This window comes from Pseudoalteromonas sp. NZS100 (assembly GCF_015864815.1).
Taxonomy (GTDB): domain Bacteria; phylum Pseudomonadota; class Gammaproteobacteria; order Enterobacterales; family Alteromonadaceae; genus Pseudoalteromonas; species Pseudoalteromonas distincta.
In genome coordinates, this window is sequence record NZ_JADYWM010000014.1 from 38,343 (window position 1) to 55,172 (window position 16,830).

Annotated in this window: 11 protein-coding genes; 7 read left to right on the plus strand and 4 right to left on the minus strand. The window is 39.4% G+C overall.

The annotated features are described in order from the left end of the window. Positions 1-11 precede the first annotated feature (11 nt). On the plus strand, positions 12-626 hold the full coding sequence (locus I6E69_RS14420) for a PQ-loop repeat-containing protein (RefSeq protein ID WP_039487033.1): 615 nt from the start codon (positions 12-14) through the stop codon (positions 624-626). A 72-nt stretch (positions 627-698) separates the two neighbouring features. Beyond that, on the plus strand, positions 699-1,487 hold the full coding sequence (locus I6E69_RS14425) for a PhzF family phenazine biosynthesis protein (RefSeq protein ID WP_197121515.1): 789 nt from the start codon (positions 699-701) through the stop codon (positions 1,485-1,487). A gap of 69 nt (positions 1,488-1,556) precedes the next feature. Here the strand turns inward: I6E69_RS14425 and I6E69_RS14430 are convergent, their stop codons facing one another. Then, positions 1,557-4,064: a zinc-dependent metalloprotease gene (locus I6E69_RS14430; protein WP_197121516.1), complete on the minus strand. Its 2,508-nt coding sequence runs from the start codon at positions 4,062-4,064 to the stop codon at positions 1,557-1,559. Between the two features lie 288 nt (positions 4,065-4,352). Here I6E69_RS14430 and I6E69_RS14435 point away from each other — a divergent pair, with 288 nt between their 5' ends. Continuing rightward, positions 4,353-5,531 carry an efflux RND transporter periplasmic adaptor subunit gene (locus tag I6E69_RS14435; protein WP_197121517.1) on the plus strand — a complete coding sequence of 393 codons (1,179 nt, stop codon included), beginning with the start codon at positions 4,353-4,355 and terminating at the stop codon, positions 5,529-5,531. 14 nt (positions 5,532-5,545) lie between these two features. Beyond that, positions 5,546-8,701 carry an efflux RND transporter permease subunit gene (locus I6E69_RS14440; protein WP_182724834.1) on the plus strand — a complete coding sequence of 1,052 codons (3,156 nt, stop codon included), beginning with the start codon at positions 5,546-5,548 and terminating at the stop codon, positions 8,699-8,701. Positions 8,702-8,815: 114 nt separating this feature from the next. Here I6E69_RS14440 and I6E69_RS14445 read toward each other — a convergent pair whose 3' ends face one another. Then, entirely contained in the window at positions 8,816-9,268 is a 453-nt protein-coding gene (locus tag I6E69_RS14445; RefSeq protein WP_024595584.1) for a cytochrome c, read from the minus strand. 225 nt (positions 9,269-9,493) lie between these two features. On the opposite strand from I6E69_RS14445, the gene I6E69_RS14450 reads away from it, so the two are divergent. Beyond that, positions 9,494-11,827, plus strand: coding sequence for a S8 family serine peptidase (locus I6E69_RS14450; RefSeq protein WP_197121518.1), 2,334 nt, complete (start codon positions 9,494-9,496; stop codon positions 11,825-11,827). 11 nt (positions 11,828-11,838) lie between these two features. Then, positions 11,839-12,372 carry a hypothetical protein gene (locus I6E69_RS14455; RefSeq protein ID WP_197121519.1) on the plus strand — a complete coding sequence of 178 codons (534 nt, stop codon included), beginning with the start codon at positions 11,839-11,841 and terminating at the stop codon, positions 12,370-12,372. 74 nt (positions 12,373-12,446) lie between these two features. On the opposite strand, the gene I6E69_RS14460 is transcribed toward I6E69_RS14455, so the two are convergent. Beyond that, on the minus strand, positions 12,447-12,917 hold the full coding sequence (locus tag I6E69_RS14460; protein WP_007377300.1) for a DUF2721 domain-containing protein: 471 nt from the start codon (positions 12,915-12,917) through the stop codon (positions 12,447-12,449). Positions 12,918-13,114: 197 nt separating this feature from the next. Between I6E69_RS14460 and I6E69_RS14465 the strand changes: the two genes are divergently transcribed. After that, on the plus strand, positions 13,115-15,289 hold the full coding sequence (locus I6E69_RS14465) for a S9 family peptidase (protein WP_197121520.1): 2,175 nt from the start codon (positions 13,115-13,117) through the stop codon (positions 15,287-15,289). Between the two features lie 43 nt (positions 15,290-15,332). Here the strand turns inward: I6E69_RS14465 and I6E69_RS14470 are convergent, their stop codons facing one another. Then, a complete protein-coding gene (locus I6E69_RS14470) occupies positions 15,333-16,820 on the minus strand; it encodes a cell wall metabolism sensor histidine kinase WalK (RefSeq protein WP_033021861.1) in 1,488 nt (495 codons plus the stop codon). Positions 16,821-16,830 lie beyond the last annotated feature (10 nt).

Sequence of the window (16,830 nt, forward strand, 5' to 3'; positions counted from 1 at the left end):
GCGAGGTTGCTTTGGCGCATTATTTGCCTATATTGTCTTCATTTATTTTGGTTTTTAGTTTTTTACCATTACTAAACAAAATTCGAAAAAATCGTAGTGTCTCTGGTTTGTCACTATTAATGATGACATTTGGATTAGCACAAAGCCTTTATTTTATAACCTACAACATTTTCTTTGAGCGCTATTATATTGCGTTACCATTTATTGTAACCGGTGTGTTAAGCGGGCTTATTTTATATTTTTTTGCACGTTTCAACGCAGCTAAACGAGAACGTGTACAGCTGGTTACTATGCTAGGTTTTTCGTTACTGCCTTTTTCACTGCTTTTAAATTCAAGCCTTGATACTGCAACGGTATTAAGCGCTTTAACGTATGTTGGTCTTGTGATGAGTTCGGTACGTGTTATGCCGCAAACTTATAAAACATTGCGTACGGGGAATGTGAGTAATTTAAGCGCGCGCTACTTTAGCTTGCAGTTTATTGCTGGTATTTGCGGCTTAGTTGTTGAGCTTACAACAGTTGCTCCAAGCACGGCGCACTTACTTATGTTTATTATGCTATTGCTTACCAATGCTGTGCAATTTGGTTGTATGCAATACTATAGAATGCGACCTGTAATGGCTTAAAGCAAAAATAAAAGTGCTAATTTAGTTTAGGTATGGCAGTTTTAAGCTATTAATCATTATAAAGTTCAAACAATGCAATTAGCTATTCATCAAATTGATGCGTTTACGAATGAGTTATTTAAAGGTAACTATGCGGCAGTGATCCCACTAGAATCGTGGTTAAGTGACGATTTAATGCTAAAAATTGGTGCTGAGAATAACGTATCTGAAACGGCTTTTACCTGCCTGCAAGACGATGGAAGTTTTGTTATTCGCTGGTTCTCGCCGTTGATGGAAATCGACTTTTGTGGTCATGCCACACTTGCGGCTGCCTATGTTTTATGTGAAGAGCATAATATATCGAAAATTCGCTTTGTTGCTGATGCGGTGGGCGAGCTAATCGTTAATAGAAACGCTGATGGCAGCTTTGCAATGACCTTTCCTAAACAAGCACCGATTGAGGTAGAAAATGTGCCGCAGCCATTGCTTGATGGCTTGTCTATACAACCGATTAAAGTGCTTAAAAATCGCCAAGCTTACTTTGCTATTTATGAAAATGCCGATCAAATACTTGAATTAAAAACTAACTCCGAGCTTTTAAAAATGCTTTATCCACTAGATGTAGTGGCTACAGCACCTAGTGATGATTACGATTTTATATCTCGTTATTTTTGGCCTGCAAGCGGTGGCGACGAAGATTATGTAACGGGCTCAATTCATACTGGCTTGGCACCTTACTGGGCGCAGCAATTGGGTAAAACTACGTTAAGTGCTTATCAGGCTTCAAGCAGAGGCGGGCATTTAATTTGCAAAGTGGATGATACAACCGTCACTTTGACCGGGCATGCTGTAAGGTATTTAAAAGGCACTATTTATATTTGAACTGTGAATTAAGTTATAAAAAAGGCCACGTAAATCGTGGCCTTGGTTTACTCAATTAGTAGAGGTATTTTATGCTTCTAGCGCTTTTGCAATTAAGCGATCAATATATTTTTTATGCGCTTTAGTTGCTGTATCTGCGCCCCATGCAACACTGGTATCGGCTATTTGAGATAGCTGATATAACGCTGCTGTTTTAGCTAAGTTATCGTATTTACTTGCTTTGCCAAGACCTGCAATCGCGATTAGCTGGTTAACATACTCAATTTGTAAGTTGTGGCTAATAGAGTTGGCGTCTTTGCTTTTCACGAAAATGCTGGCGGTTAAATCTTCCATAAACTGAGTTAGGCTATATTCGTTACCGTACAGAGCTGTGTCAGAAATACGCAGTAATACCGCTGGGTGTAATAGCTGTGCAAGTACAGACTTTTGCATCCCTAAAATCATTTGGTGTGCTTTAGGGTCTTCATTTTTGCCAAAGTGATTAAAGCCACGACGTTGCAGCTGTAAGTAGTTATAAAGAGGTTGCATGTTTTGTAGTACATCTGGTGCAAATACAAACTTGGCTAGTATATCCATTGCTTGTGTTTGACGCTCAAGCGATACCGGTGTAAATGGTTTATCTGCATTTGTATCACCCACTACAGCGCGCTCAACGTATACGCCACCAATCTGGCGAGAAACCACACCTGCTTGAGCTCGGTACTGACCAAATAAGCTATTAGCAGAGGTAACAAGCTGTTGGTAAGACTCACCTTTAACCGTTGCTTTATCTTTTAGCTCAGTAAATAGTTTATTAATTAGTGCCATACGATCTGCGCCATAGGCAGCAGGGTTTGACGACAAATCACCAATCATTACACGTGGATCGATATGGCGACCTGGTGCGCGCATATCGTCTGCATCGTTACCAAAGGCAAGGGCATGTTCACTTGAACGAGCAAGTATTTTTTCAAGTCGAGCTTGCTCAGCAGCTTCATCTGCAAGCGCTACGCTGTAGCCATAGTTAATTGCCCAATCATCGTAAGGACCAGGTTTTGTTTGAAAAATATCACCTTGCTGCATACCAATTGGGGCAATATTAGCGGGTGCATAATCCATAACAGAACCGGTTACTATGCCTTGGGTTTTGTTTTTATCGTGTACCTCTTTTTCATCCCACAAAATAGATGATTTCATATTATGGTTAAGACCTAAAGTATGGCCAACTTCATGAAGTACCAATTGCGTTAAACCTTGGCGAAGCATTTCTTTATCTTCAATTTTGTCGCCGCTAGCAAGGCCTTTGGCAAGCATTAGATTTTGTTGAATCTCATGCCCAAGAGAGCAATTTAGCTCGCCGGTATTTGTTGTTTCACCGTGGCTCATTGTTCCTTGTGTGAAAAGTGTGTCGTAAATCCAGCGGTTTTTCATAAATACAAACTCAAGCATAATGTCTGAGCCCAGTATTTCGCCTGTTAATGGGTTAGCAAGTGCTGGCCCGTATCCGCCAAATGGAGGCTTAGGTGACGAAGTCCAACGCAGTACGTTGTAATTAATATCGCCCGCATCCCAGTCTGCATCATCTGGTTGTACTTTTACCTCTAAGGCATTTTTAAAACCGGCTTTTACAAAAGAAGTATTCCACGTTAAAACAGCGTCACGAATAGTATCGCGCCATTGGATAGGTGTGGTGTTTTCTATCCACCAAGTAATTGGTTTTACTGGCTCTGAAAGTGCTGCACTTGGGTCTTTCTTTTGTAAGTCCCAGCGTTTTATAACATCTTGATAAGGTGCCCAATCGGTAGATGTCATTTGATCAAATTGATTTGTAAAATAACCAATGCGCGCATCATCCATACGTGGTGCGTAGTTATTGTTAGGTAGAGCGACAAACGAGTGCTGAACTTTTACCGATACGCTACGCGGGTCGCTTACTGCATTTGAGCCACGTACCGTTGGGCTTGGGTTAGTAAATACGTAATCAACAACCACGTCTAAGTTATTAGGGTATGGACGCTGTTTAATAATGCGTGATTTTTTATCGTCTAATTTGCCTACTTTAAAGCGTTTTTTAGCGTTTTTATCTGCTGGATTTGGCGTAGGTGATACTTTATGAAGTGCTTCGCTTAAAAATAACTTATTTACGTTAAATGCTATTTTACCGTCTTCTTCTTTTTCTATTTTAATGCTCGCAAGTACCGCTTCACTAATATTGGCATCACTCGCTTTTGAAATGGCACTGTTTTCGTCAAATTTGTAGCGAGGTGTTTTGCTAATGATATCGATACGATCAAAGTATTTTCTAAATTCAATTAACTTAGTTTCACGGTACGAACCACGATAATGGCCTGCATCTGTAACGCCATCGACAGTGTGCGCAAAATACACAAACGGCGTATTGAGTTGGGACTCGTTAATCACCATAAGGTGCTTACCGGTTTTTTCGTCTTGATAAAGGCTAAATATACCGGCAAATTCGGTTTGTCCTTTGATCATTTCGCTAAGTGTTTTTGACTCTTTTTCGTCTTTTTTATCGGCTGCAAATGCATGGCTGCCAAACGCTAAGCTAAGCACAAGGGTGATGGTCGTTAATTTCATTTTGAGACTTTTAATATTTGTTAATTTAATTGGACTGTACGTAAATTAATTTAATTTCGCACATCTTCGAGATGAAATTTAAGTGTTTAACGATAATCAACTGATATTAATGAATAAAAGTTTGTAACAAAATATAACGAATGAGATGAGCTGCATGTAAAATTATATTCTATAGCCCTAAATAGTAGCGATTTATATGTATTTGCAACAGTTGCTTACAAATGTCACCTTAATGTTTCATATGGCTCTGGTATTATGGCGTTAATAGAATTTTGGGGATAATAGGATATGCAAACAAATTCACTTAGATGGGTTTTTCCATTTGTGGCGCTCATTGTTGGTGTTGTTGGCTTTATGGGAATAAATGCCATTGCACAAGAACCAGAAAAAAAAGAAGTAATTGATACTCGTCCAACAGTGCAAGTTGAGCCCGTGGCTGCAAACGATCATCAAGTTATTATTAATAGCTACGGTGAAGTAAAGCCTCTTGAAAATACACAGCTCTCGGCGCAGGTGTCGGGCGAGGTGTTAAGTTGGCATCCTAATTTTGTAGCCGGCGGCATAGTTGCTCGCGGTGAAACGTTATTCACTATCGAAAAAGACAACTATGAAGCAGCAGTACTTGTTGCAGAGGCCGAGCTTGCTCGCGCACAAGCGGGTTTAATAGAGGAACAAGCTCAAGCTCAAGTAGCCGAAGACGAAGCCAAGCGCTTCCCAAGTAAAGCGCGCACAGATTTATTTTTACGTAAACCTCAAGTGCTCAGTGCACAAGCATCTGTTAAGTCGGCGCAAGCTGCATTAAAGCGCGCGCAACGTGATTTGGATAATTGTGATGTTACAGCCCCTTACGACGCATTGGTGATTAGCCGAAATATAGGTGTAGGACAGTTTGTCACTATGGGTTCGCAAGTTGCTGAACTCAATAATATTGAGACCGCTGAAGTGATTATTCCTATCGCAGGGTTCGATAGCGTTTTTTTGCCAGAACGTATTAAAGGTATTACCGCAACGATTATTCAAAAAGGCCTAAACAGCTTCACCCGTGAAGGTGTAATTGACCGCGACCTAGGGATTGTTGATAACGCTACGCGTATGAGTAGTTTAGTAGTGCGTATAGAAGACCCATACGGTCTTAAAAACATACAACCAGCCATTAAGTTTGGTAGCTACGTACAGGTAAATTTTGCAGGTGCAATGCTTAATAATATTTACCGCTTACCGCAAGAGTTAGTTAATAACAAAACCGTATGGATCGTTAATGAAGAGCAGCAACTTGAGCCGCGCAAAGTCACAGTTATTCGTGAAGAGGGTGAGTACTTTTACATCAGTGATGGTTTGCAAACAGATGATAAGTTGGTGATTACTTTGCCAGAATATCCGCAAAAAGGCATGGCTGTAAAAATTGCGGGTCTTCAAAATACTAAAAATACAGAGGCACTTGAAAATGCTTCCGCTGAAAAATTATAAAGGTAGGCTGAGTTATGAGTAACACTGAACTACCAAATACAGCGCCTAACGCTGAAAAACAAACCGGTATTATTGCTTACTTCGCTAATAACTCCGTTGCTGCCAACCTAATGATGATTTTTATTGTGGTGATGGGAATTATTAGCTTTCTAAATATCCAACGCCAAATGTTCCCTAATGTAGAAATTAACTACATTAATATTGAAGCTAACTACCCCGGCGCTTCACCACAAGAAATAGAAGAAAGCATACTTATAAAAATTGAAGAGTCGCTAAAAGATGTGACCGAAATTAAAAAAGGTGTTTACAGGGCATTTAGAAATGGCGGTAGAGCAAGTCTTGAAATTAATACTGATGTAGAGCTGACCGATATACTCGATAAAGTTAAATTACGGGTTGATGGTATAGCAACGTTCCCTGCCGGTATGGAACCAGTCACCATAAGTCAAGTTGAGTTTAGGCAAGATGTTATAGGTATGACGCTCGTTGCTGACTTACCACTTACAGAGCTTAAGCCTATAGCAAACCAAATAGAAGATGAGTTACTTCAGCTATCTAACGTGTCGTTAGTGGTAAACGATGTTCCTCTTGATGAAATAGCAATTGAAATCGAACCCGATACGCTGCGTCAATATAACCTAACCCTTAGTGATGTAATGAATGCAGTGCGTCGTTACTCAGCTAACTTTTCGGCGGGGCAGCTAAAAACAGACGCAGGTGTTATTTCTGTTCGCGTCGAAAATCAGTTTTACTCTGGTGAAGAATTTAGGCAAATACCGGTAAAAATAGGGGCTAATGGTGCTAAAGTGTTACTGCAAGATATTGCCGTGATTAAAGATCAGTTCACTGAAGGTGAGCGTTACTTTAAATTCAATGGTGAAAATGCAGTTTATATATCGGTAAAAGCGACTGAAGAGCAAAGTATTATCCCAGTTGCTGATTCAGTAAAAGCATTTATAGAATTAAAAAACAAAGAGCTACCACTGGGGGTTCGTTTAGAGCCACTAATGGATTTTACGTATTACCTAAATGCCCGCTTAGACATGATGGTTACAAACCTCATTCAGGGCGCTATTTTGGTTGCAATTATGCTATCAATCTTTTTACGCTTTAAGTTGGCATTATGGGTGATGATTGGTTTGCCAGTGTGCTTTTTGGGCGCAATGATGATGATGCCATTGTTTGGTGTAACCATTAATATTTTATCACTTTTTGCCTTTATTATGGTGCTAGGGATTGTGGTGGACGACGCCATTGTCATAGGCGAAAGTGCCTACACCGAAATAGAAAAAAAAGGCGGTGGTGTTGTTAATGTGATTAATGGCGCAAAACGCGTAGCAACCCCTGCAACTTTTGGTGTACTAACTACCATTGCAGTATTTGCTCCATTTACGTTATCTACAGGCCCAGAAAGTGCCTTCTTTTATGGTATAGCAGTGGTGGTAATGTTGTGTTTAGTATTTAGTTTGATTGAATCAAAGTTGATACTGCCAGCCCATATTGCTCACACTCATTTTTCACCAATAAAAGAGGGTGGCTGGCGCGATCGGTTTAATACGCGATTTTTTGGTTTTGTAAATGGCCCATATAAACGCTTTGTTATACGTTGTGTTGAATGGCGTTGGTCGGTGTTATTTTCATTTATTGCCCTATTAATCGTAACCTTTGCTTTAATCTCATCAAATCAAGTTCGTACCGGGTTTATGCCAAAAATCCCGCATGACTACCCGCAAATAAATCTAGAAATGAATGACAATGTATCTGACATACAAACAATAAATGCTATTCGTGAAATAGAAGCGATGGTGATTGCGATTGATGAAGATACCGAACGCAAATATGGTCAAAAACTCATAAGAGATATTTTAGTATTTAACCAAGGGCGAACTGAAGCACAAGTGCTTGTTCCCCTTGTTGATGAAAGTATAAGGCCTTATAACGCGTTTGAATTATCACGACGTTGGCGCGAGGCGATGCCCGATATTGCCGGTGTTAAATCATTAACCATTTATGATGATGTAAATGGAGGGAGCAGTGACGGCGAATTTGGTTATTTATTATATGGCTCTGATATTGATACATTAAATAATGCAGGACGTCGTTTTATAGAGTTGCTGCAACAGCAAGAAGGTTTGTTTGATATTAGCTCAACAATAGATCCTGCAAGTAAAGAAGTGCAAATGAGCCTAAAACCGGTCGCTTACGACTTAGGTTTAGACTTAGCTTCTATTGCAAATCAAGTTGGGGCAAGCTTTTACGGTGGTGAGGCTCAACGTGTTATTCGCCGAGGCGAGGAAGTACGTGTAATGGTGCGTTACCCTAAACTGACTCGAGAGGCATTTTCGTCACTTAAGCATGCGGTTGTTACTACCCCGCAGGGCCGTGAAGTACTGCTTGGTGATGTAGTTGAACTTACTGAAACACCAGGTATTAGTTATATCCGCCGTGAAGGGGGCTATCGGACTGTGTATGTTTATGGAAACATAGATGAAGAAGTGATTGAGCCAAACGAAGTTGTAGATCAAATTAAAGAAAAGCTACTACCACAACTTAAAGAAGAATACCCAAGTGTTAAGTCAGAACTAGGTGGCGCCATTGAAGAGCAACAGGATCAGGCTAATCAGCAGAAGATGTTTTTCTTCGGCGGTATGATTTTGGTGTATATTTTATTAGCCGTACCCCTTAAGAGTTATGCGCAACCACTTATTGTTATGTCGGTGATTCCATTTAGCTTAACGGGAGCAATATGGGGGCATTACTGGTTTGGTTTGGATATAACTTTAATGTCTGGCTTTGGTATTATTGCCGCAGCAGGGGTGGTTATAAACGACTCACTCGTTATGACCGATTATGTGAATCAAGCCCGTAAAACAGGTGTTAGTATTAAAAATGCTGTAATAGATGCCGGTTGTGCTCGATTCAGACCTATATTACTTACTTCAATTACTACATTTGCAGGTGTATTGCCCATTATGTTTGAAACAAGCTTGCAGGCTAAGTTTGTAATACCTATGGCGGTAGCGCTTGGTTTTGCAGTGATGTTTGCAACATTAATAACACTTATATTAGTGCCATGTTTGTACATTATATTAAGTGATATTGGTAAGGTGTTTACACGCATTTTGGGTGGGATTAGGACTGTATTTAAACGTCGCCCGCAGAAGGTTTAGCTCAATAAATAACATACGGGCTTAAATGCCGGGTACAAAAAAGCACTGAATGATTAACCATTCAGTGCTTTTTATCATTTGTTGTTACTACATTAAGTATTAAAACAACAATAATTAATCTTTAAATTGCTTATGGCAATCTTTACAGCCTTTAGCCCATGCGCCAAAAGCTTTACCAATTACGGCCTTATCGCCTGATTGAGCCGCTACTGCTAGCTCATCTGCGTATTGTTGGAATGCAGTTGCTTTTTTCATAAAAGTATCGTTTTCAGACCAAACAGCAGCAAGTGCAGCTGTGTCGCCTTTATCTGTTCCTTCGTAAAACGCTTCCCATGGCATTTTTGAAAGTGCAGCTGCGTTGTTAGCACGCTTTTTAAATTGCTCTGCGTCAAAAGGTACTTTACCTTTTAGCATTGCGCCCATGTCACCAATTTGTACTGAGATCATTGAAAACGCTGCTTGGCGGTATTCAATCGCGTCACTTGGCTCTTTAAATGCAGAATTTGCCGATACGCTAAATGCACACGTTGCCAGTGCTATTGTTGCTAATACTTTTTTTAATTTCATGTTTGCCCCTTTTAAAGTAATTGTTAATCCTGTTTTATATTAGCTTCTTTAAATGTTCAAGTTAATATATGTGCTTAATAATTGTTTCTTTAACTAAGCATACAATGATTACCCTATCGTTACATCTATTGTCTTTATTGTTAATGACTGTAAACGCCTCGTTGTTATTTTGATTGTTGTTGTGTAACGTCACGTCATCATAAAAATAACTAACAAAGAGAGTTTATGAAAAATAATATTTTTAAAATGTCAGCATTGTCTGCTGCAATAGTGGTATCACTTTCTGGTTGTGGAAGTAGTGATGACGATAATAAAAATAGCGTACCATTAGTTACTGACGTAGCGCCTAAAGCGAGCGATGTAGTTGTTGTAGATTTAAAACAATGGATCCCTGTTACTGCAGAATTTAAAGCCAGCGATAACGATGGCGATGCACTTACATTTAGCTTCACTGAAAATGGTGAAGAAGTGGTTGCAGAAGATGGCGTATTCACATTTAGTCACGGTACTCTAACTGTAGAGGGAACATCATTTACTTATGTTCCAATGACGGATGATGATGCAGTTATTGATTACACTGTAAACGCAAATGGTAAAACGGCTTCTGCACAAATAAACATTTCAGGAGTTGTTGGTGACCCATTAGCAAATCAACAATGGCACCTAAATAATACAGGCCAAAAAGCATACTCATTAAGCGATGAAATGAAGCAGGGCTTAGTTAATTTATATGTAAATCTATTTGGCGATACCGAAGAAGAAGCGCAAGCAAGTGTTGATACTAGTTTTGCTAATGCAGAAGCTACAGGTTTGGTTGCTGGTGAAGATATGAATGTAACAGCCGCTTATGCTCAAGGCGTTACAGGTGCTGGTGTAACTGCTGTTGTTGTTGACTCAGGTATGGAAATTCGCCACGAAGATTTAGTAGATAACGTATTACCAAATCGTTCTCTAAACCTTAACGCTGAAGCGCTAGACCGTACAGATCCTACAAGTACATCAAACAGTGGTGACCACGGAACAAGTGTAGCCGGCTTAATTGCAGCAAAAGGTTGGAATGGCAAAGGCGGCCGCGGTGTTGCACCTGATGCAGGCTTAATCGGTATGAACTACCTTGGTGGAGATAAAGTAGCACAAACTGATTTACTTGCTCATGGCTTCCCTGGTAGTGGTATTAGTACGTCTGAAAATATTTCAGCGTTTAACCGTAGTTATGGTATTACGTTCCCTACGTTTATCGGTTATTCAAAGCTAGATGAGGCAATTGAATCTTACCCTAACCTTAACCTTCGTGATGGTAAAGGTGCGCTAAATATGAAATCTAGCGGTAACTCATTTGAAGACGGTGGCGATGAAGGTTCTTTATGTGCTGACAATGGCGCAAATGACTTAGGTTTAACTTGTTATAATGGCGCCTTTGAGCCAAGCCAAGGCCACCCTTATTATTTAAGTGTTGCTGCAGTAAATGCTAATGGTAAACATACTAGCTATTCTACAGCGGGTGCTAACGTAATGGTGTCGGCTCCAGCGGGTGAATATGGTCGTTTTGCTCCTGCAATGGTAACAACAGATCAAATGACTTGTATAAATGGTTATTCAGGTTTCAATGGTGGCTCTATTGCAGCATGGGCTGCTGCTTACGGTGAAGAGTTTGCTGCAAGTCAATATCCATTTAACTATCCAGGCCATGCAGATAATGCAAGCTGTAACTATACTTCAACGTTTAATGGTACATCATCTGCTGCGCCAAATGCATCGGGTGTGGTATCGTTAATTCTTTCGGCTAATCCTGATTTAACATGGCGTGACGTTCGCCATATCCTTGCATCAACTAGCACTTTAATTGATGCAGATAATGCTGCTGTTAAATTAACAGTTGGTGAAGGCGAGTTTGTTGCTCATGACGGTTGGATTGAAAACTCTGCCGGTTATAACTTCAATAACTTATATGGTTTTGGTCGTGCAGATGCTGGAGCTGCGGTTTCTATGGCTAAATCTTACGATGTTGCTTTAGGTGAACAAGTTATTACTCAGTGGAATGGTGTTGGTTCAGCAGTTGCTGAAGACGCACTTGCACTTGAAATTCCAGATAACAATGCAACGGGTCTTACACAAGAAATTGAAGTTACTGAAGAGCTAAGCATTGAAGCAATGCAGTTTAAGTTTGATGTAAGTAACGCTGAAATGGGCTTTGGCTTAAGCGATGGTACACAAACTTCAGCCGGAACAGATTTAGCTATAGAAGTTACATCGCCAGCGGGTACACGAAGTGTATTACTGTCATCTAAGCAAGCTTTATTCTACCCAGCATATAGTTTCACAAGCAGTTGGAGTGTTGGCTATATACTAAAAGATGCAGTAATGCTTTCAAATGCGTTTTATGGTGAGTCGACTAAAGGCACTTGGACAGTTCGTTTACTAGATACGAGCGCAGATAGCTATGCACTTAGTAAAGGTGATGACAATGGTTTAGGTGTAGTAGGTATTAGCAATAATAGTTCAGCAAGTGTTTTAGAGGGTGTGTCTTTACGCGCATTCGGTCACGCAGGTCAAGAGTAAGGATTATGAAAATGAAAGTTAATAAATTAATCGTATTAAGTGCTGCTGCGTGTATTTCTTTTAGCGCTACGGCAAACACAAGCTTTGATAAAGAGCTTCAACTACCAAAGAAGCAAGCATCTAGCTTAAAGTATACTAAAGCTGATTTTGGTTCTTATAAAGTAGAGAAAAATTTACGCTTAGTGCCATCAAGTGTTGCTGCCGATGAGCATGTAGTTATGCAAAAAGGCGACATGGCGGTTGTTAATGTTGCAAGTACATCTGATGTAGTAACTAAAGGGTCATTAGTTCGTAATATTCTTACTAATAACTTAAGTTCTTTATCAGGTAATATTACGGTACTTTTAAAAGATGGTATTACTGCTAGCGACATTGCTGCAGCGGCTGGATTAAAAGTGGTGTCTGTATTTCCTGGTACTAAGATTGCCGTTTTAGCAGTGAATGATGGGCAAGACATTTTAGTTGCAGCAGAGCAGTTAAATGCTTCAGGTTATGCTAAAGAAGCTAGAATTGAAGTGCTAGAGACGATTTATACTGCACAATAAGTTATTTTATTAAATAAGCTTATTTAATAAAAACCCCAAGTAACATTAGTTGCTCGGGGTTTTTTTATAAAAAATTAATCGTTTATATCAATATCTGCAAATATCATCCCGCGACGCATGCTTCTAGTTGCTAAGAATACCTCACCAAGTAACGACATAAATGCACATATGAGTAATGCCATTGCTGCTACAAAACAACAAGCAATAGTCACGCCTAAGTTTATAGATTGAATGTGCGATAAAAATAACAACATAACCACAGCGCATACAAGCAATGCGCTTAATACACTTAAACTAAAAGCAATATGTATACATCGAGAACGCTTTAAAAGGGCGCGCAGCTCTGTAGCGAGTGATTTATTAAAGTCCTCGTCAGTACTTACTTTTAATCTGCGTTCTAACTGACGTGCCCTATCGGTAATTCGTGCCAAACGATTAGATAAAACACCTAAAGTAGCGGCAATACCCGTGATCAAGAATACTGGGGCAACAGCTGTTTGAATTACTTTAGCCATAGTTAAAATATTTATTACTTCGTTATTCATTCCTACCCTTAATCAGTTGAGCTTGAAAATGACTTATATATCTACAGAGTACCTGATGTAGGCTTATTAAGAAAAGAGGAATTACGTTGATTTACTTTACATAGCTTCACAAACTAAATCACAACACAGGTTATTTTTAGGTATATTTAATTACTTAATAAAAAATAAAAACCAAAAACCAACAAGGACTTTGACTGATGAAACGTACTCCATTCGCACTTGCTGCATTATCGCTAGCTATTTTAAGTGGCTGTAATCAAGCCCCTGAAGAAACCAAAAAAAATAATACACAAGTTAAAACGGTTCAAGTTGCACAAGCTGTTGCGCCGGTTGCTAAAAAAGTGCCTCATGAGATGACTATTCATGGTGACACACGTGTAGATAATTACTATTGGTTACGTGATGACGAACGTAAAGCGCCAGAGGTTATTAACTATTTAGAAGCTGAAAATACATACACAGATGCAATGCTTGCACATACTAAAACGCTGCAAAGTGAATTGTTTGAAGAGCTAAAAGGGCGTATCCAAAAAGACGATGATTCAGTCCCAGTTAAAAACGGTGATTATTTTTACTCAACGCAAACACGCGGCGATAACGAGTACACTACTTACTTACGCAGCAGCGATTTTGCAGGTACGGATCAGCAAGTTATTTTAGATGTAAATGAGCTTGCGAAAGGCCATGATTATTATGCAGTAAGTGGCTTAAATGTAAGTCCGAATGGCAATTTAATGGCTTATGGCGAAGATACTGTTAGCCGTCGTATTTATAGTATAAAAATAAAAGATTTAACAACCGGTAAATTACTCGAAGATACACTTGAGGGCACCAACGGCGGTATAGTTTGGGCAAACGATAATAAAACTGTTTATTACATTAAAAAAGATTTACAAACTTTATTAGGTTATCAAGTTTATCGTCATACATTAGGTACACCACAAGCTGATGATGAGCTAATTTACGAAGAAACTGATACCAGTTACTACATGGGTATGAGTAAAAGCAAAGATGAGTCAGAAATTTATATTTGGCACAGCAGCACGGCTGCATCAGGCGTATCGGTACTAAGTGCTGATGATACTAAGGCAATGCCTAAACGCTTAATTGAGCGCGAAGCAGGGCTTGAATATGAAATATCTAAACTAGGGAATACTTACTACATTGTAACTAACTTAGATGCTGTAAATTTTCAGCTGATGAAAGTGGATATTGATAAAGCTGGTGACAAAGCAAATTGGCAAAGTGTGATCCCAGCGCGCGATGATATTAAGCTCGAAGGCATTGATTTATTTAATGACTACTTAGTTTACCAAGAGCGTGAAATGGGCCAATCAAAGTTGATTGCGCGTGATTTAAAAACAGGTAAAGAGTTACCACTGAGCTTTAACGATAGCGCTTATACAATTGGTACTTATGGTAATAACGATATAGATAGCGGCACGTTACGAGTTTATTACACCAGTATGACTACACCAAGCTCATCGTACGATGTAGATTTAGCGACTGGCGATAAAAAACTACTTAAACAGCAAGCTGTATTAGGTGATTTTGATGCTGATAATTACGCCTCAGAGCGTATTTTTGTAACAGCACGTGATGGTATAAAAGTACCGGTAAGCTTAGTTTACCGTAAAGATGCGTTTAAAAAAGATGGCACTAACCCGCTACTGCAATATGGTTACGGCTCTTATGGCGCAACCATGGACCCTACTTTTTCAAGCACGCGTTTGAGTTTACTTGACCGTGGCTTTGTATTTGCAATTGCCCATGTACGTGGCTCGCAAATGCTAGGTCGTCCTTGGTACGAAGACGGCAAGCTACTCACTAAAAAGAATACATTTAATGACTTTGTTGACGTAACTAAAGCATTGGTTTCTCAAAAGTATGGCGCAAAAGGTGAAATATTTGCGTTAGGTGGCAGTGCTGGTGGCTTATTAATGGGCGCAGTAGCAAACCAAGCACCTGAGCTTTATAAAGGCATGGTTGCAGCGGTACCGTTTGTAGATGTAGTAACCACGATGCTTGATGCGAGTATTCCGCTTACAACAAATGAATACGGCGAGTGGGGTAATCCGAACGAAAAAGCGTACTACGATTACATGCTGTCTTACTCGCCATACGACCAAGTATCTAAGCAAGCATATCCTAATATGCTAGTGACGACTGGCTTGCACGATTCACAAGTTCAATACTTTGAGCCTGCAAAATGGGTTGCTAAGCTGCGTGACTATAAAACTGATGACAATAAGTTATTGTTTAAAATAGATATGGAAGCAGGGCACGGTGGTGCATCAGGTCGCTTTAAGCGCTTAGAAGATACCGCGCTAAACTATGCATTTATGCTTGATTTAGCGGGTATTAAAAAGTAATTAATCTTTATATTTAAATAGATTTAACTCAATAAGGTGCTTTTTAAGAAAGCACCTTTTTTTGTGGCAAATTAAAGCTAAACATAGTGCCTTTACCAATTTCACTTTGTACGTAAATTTCGCTATCCATCAGTTTTAATAAACCTCTGCAAATGGCCAATCCTAAACCACCTTGCTGGCGCCCTTCTTTATTAGAATTACTTGCTTGGTAGTGCGGGTCAAAAATAGCATTCAGCTCATCTTCTTTTATACCTACGCCTGTGTCTGATACATGCACAAATAGTTGATTATCATCACTGCGTTTTACATGTACTGCAATGCTGCCACCGCGAGGGGTGTGCCTAATTGCATTGTCAATTAAGTTACTTAACACGCGCTCTAATTTAGCTATATCGGCAACCACAGGAAAGTCACAAATTGCAGGTTCTACCGACAAACTTATGCCTTTTTTATCAACGGCTAAACTAAATTTTGCCATGCAATCGTAAATGAGTTCACCTAAATTAAAGGTTTCTTTATTTATACTTATTTCGCCATTTTCTAAGTGAGCAAGTTCAAATATTTGCTCTATGAGTAGCTTTAATTGCCCACAATTATTAAGCGATACCTGCAAGTATTCTTGTTGTTCTTTTTGACTTAATTGCTCACCTGATTGATTTAAAACTTCTAAAAACCCCTGCAGTGAAGCAAGTGGTGTACGTAGGTCGTGCGATAAGTGAGTTAGTAACTCTTTGCGTTGCTTATCGCCTTGCTCAAGTGCTTTAAACTGCTCGTTAATACGGGTAAGCATGGCTTGAATACTTCGCCCTAAACTATGCACTTCGTTACTTTTTTGCGTTGAGTAATTACTTAGCTTGGTGTCGGTAAGGCTGTAGTTAGCGGCTTCAATATTACTAACATCGCGGGCTAAGCGCTGAATTGGGTTGGTAAAAAAGCGTAGCAAAATTAGCATCGCAATAAATAAAAATGCGAGTGCAGAGCCAAGCCATAAAGCGGCTAGCCATAACTTATCATTATTTTTTACAGTGCTTAGTGAGGTATCGTAAGCCTCACCACCAATAATTACATATAAATAGCCTTGTAACTTATCTTGATTAAATACTGGCGCGGCTGAAAATATTTTTTGTTGCTCTTTATTACGAGGATTATCACCATAAATAGGTGCAGCGCTTGGGTCGTTAATCAGCCTTTTTAAAGGCGTTAAACTAATATGCGTGCGTTTAACTTTACCCGGCTTTGCTGAGTAAGTAAGAATTTTTCCGGTTTCGTCTACAAAATAAAATTCAAACGCAGGACCTAATAACATTAAGGTATGAAAGAGGTTTTCAAGCGCTTTATAGTCGTACACCCCTTCTTTTATTAGTGGATTATCTTGTACTAAGTGCTCGGCAAGCGCCAAATGTAAATTTTGCTCAGCATGATGTTTTGAGGTGAGTTCTAATTGCTTGCTCCAGCCGTAAACTAGGGCGCAAATAAAGCAAAAAATCACGACTAGCGATATAGCTAATTTTTGATACAAAGATAATTTCATAATAGGTGTC

Excerpts from the sequence above, each read along its gene's own strand:
- I6E69_RS14425 (WP_197121515.1), top strand. The coding sequence starts at position 699 with ATGCAATTAGCTATTCATCAAATTGATGCGTTTACGAATGAGTTATTT.
- I6E69_RS14430 (WP_197121516.1), bottom strand. The coding sequence starts at position 4,064 with ATGAAATTAACGACCATCACCCTTGTGCTTAGCTTAGCGTTTGGCAGC.
- I6E69_RS14435 (WP_197121517.1), top strand. The coding sequence starts at position 4,353 with ATGCAAACAAATTCACTTAGATGGGTTTTTCCATTTGTGGCGCTCATT.
- I6E69_RS14440 (WP_182724834.1), top strand. The coding sequence starts at position 5,546 with ATGAGTAACACTGAACTACCAAATACAGCGCCTAACGCTGAAAAACAA.
- I6E69_RS14445 (WP_024595584.1), bottom strand. The coding sequence starts at position 9,268 with ATGAAATTAAAAAAAGTATTAGCAACAATAGCACTGGCAACGTGTGCA.
- I6E69_RS14450 (WP_197121518.1), top strand. The coding sequence starts at position 9,494 with ATGAAAAATAATATTTTTAAAATGTCAGCATTGTCTGCTGCAATAGTG.
- I6E69_RS14455 (WP_197121519.1), top strand. The coding sequence starts at position 11,839 with ATGAAAGTTAATAAATTAATCGTATTAAGTGCTGCTGCGTGTATTTCT.
- I6E69_RS14460 (WP_007377300.1), bottom strand. The coding sequence starts at position 12,917 with ATGAATAACGAAGTAATAAATATTTTAACTATGGCTAAAGTAATTCAA.
- I6E69_RS14465 (WP_197121520.1), top strand. The coding sequence starts at position 13,115 with ATGAAACGTACTCCATTCGCACTTGCTGCATTATCGCTAGCTATTTTA.
- I6E69_RS14470 (WP_033021861.1), bottom strand. The coding sequence starts at position 16,820 with ATGAAATTATCTTTGTATCAAAAATTAGCTATATCGCTAGTCGTGATT.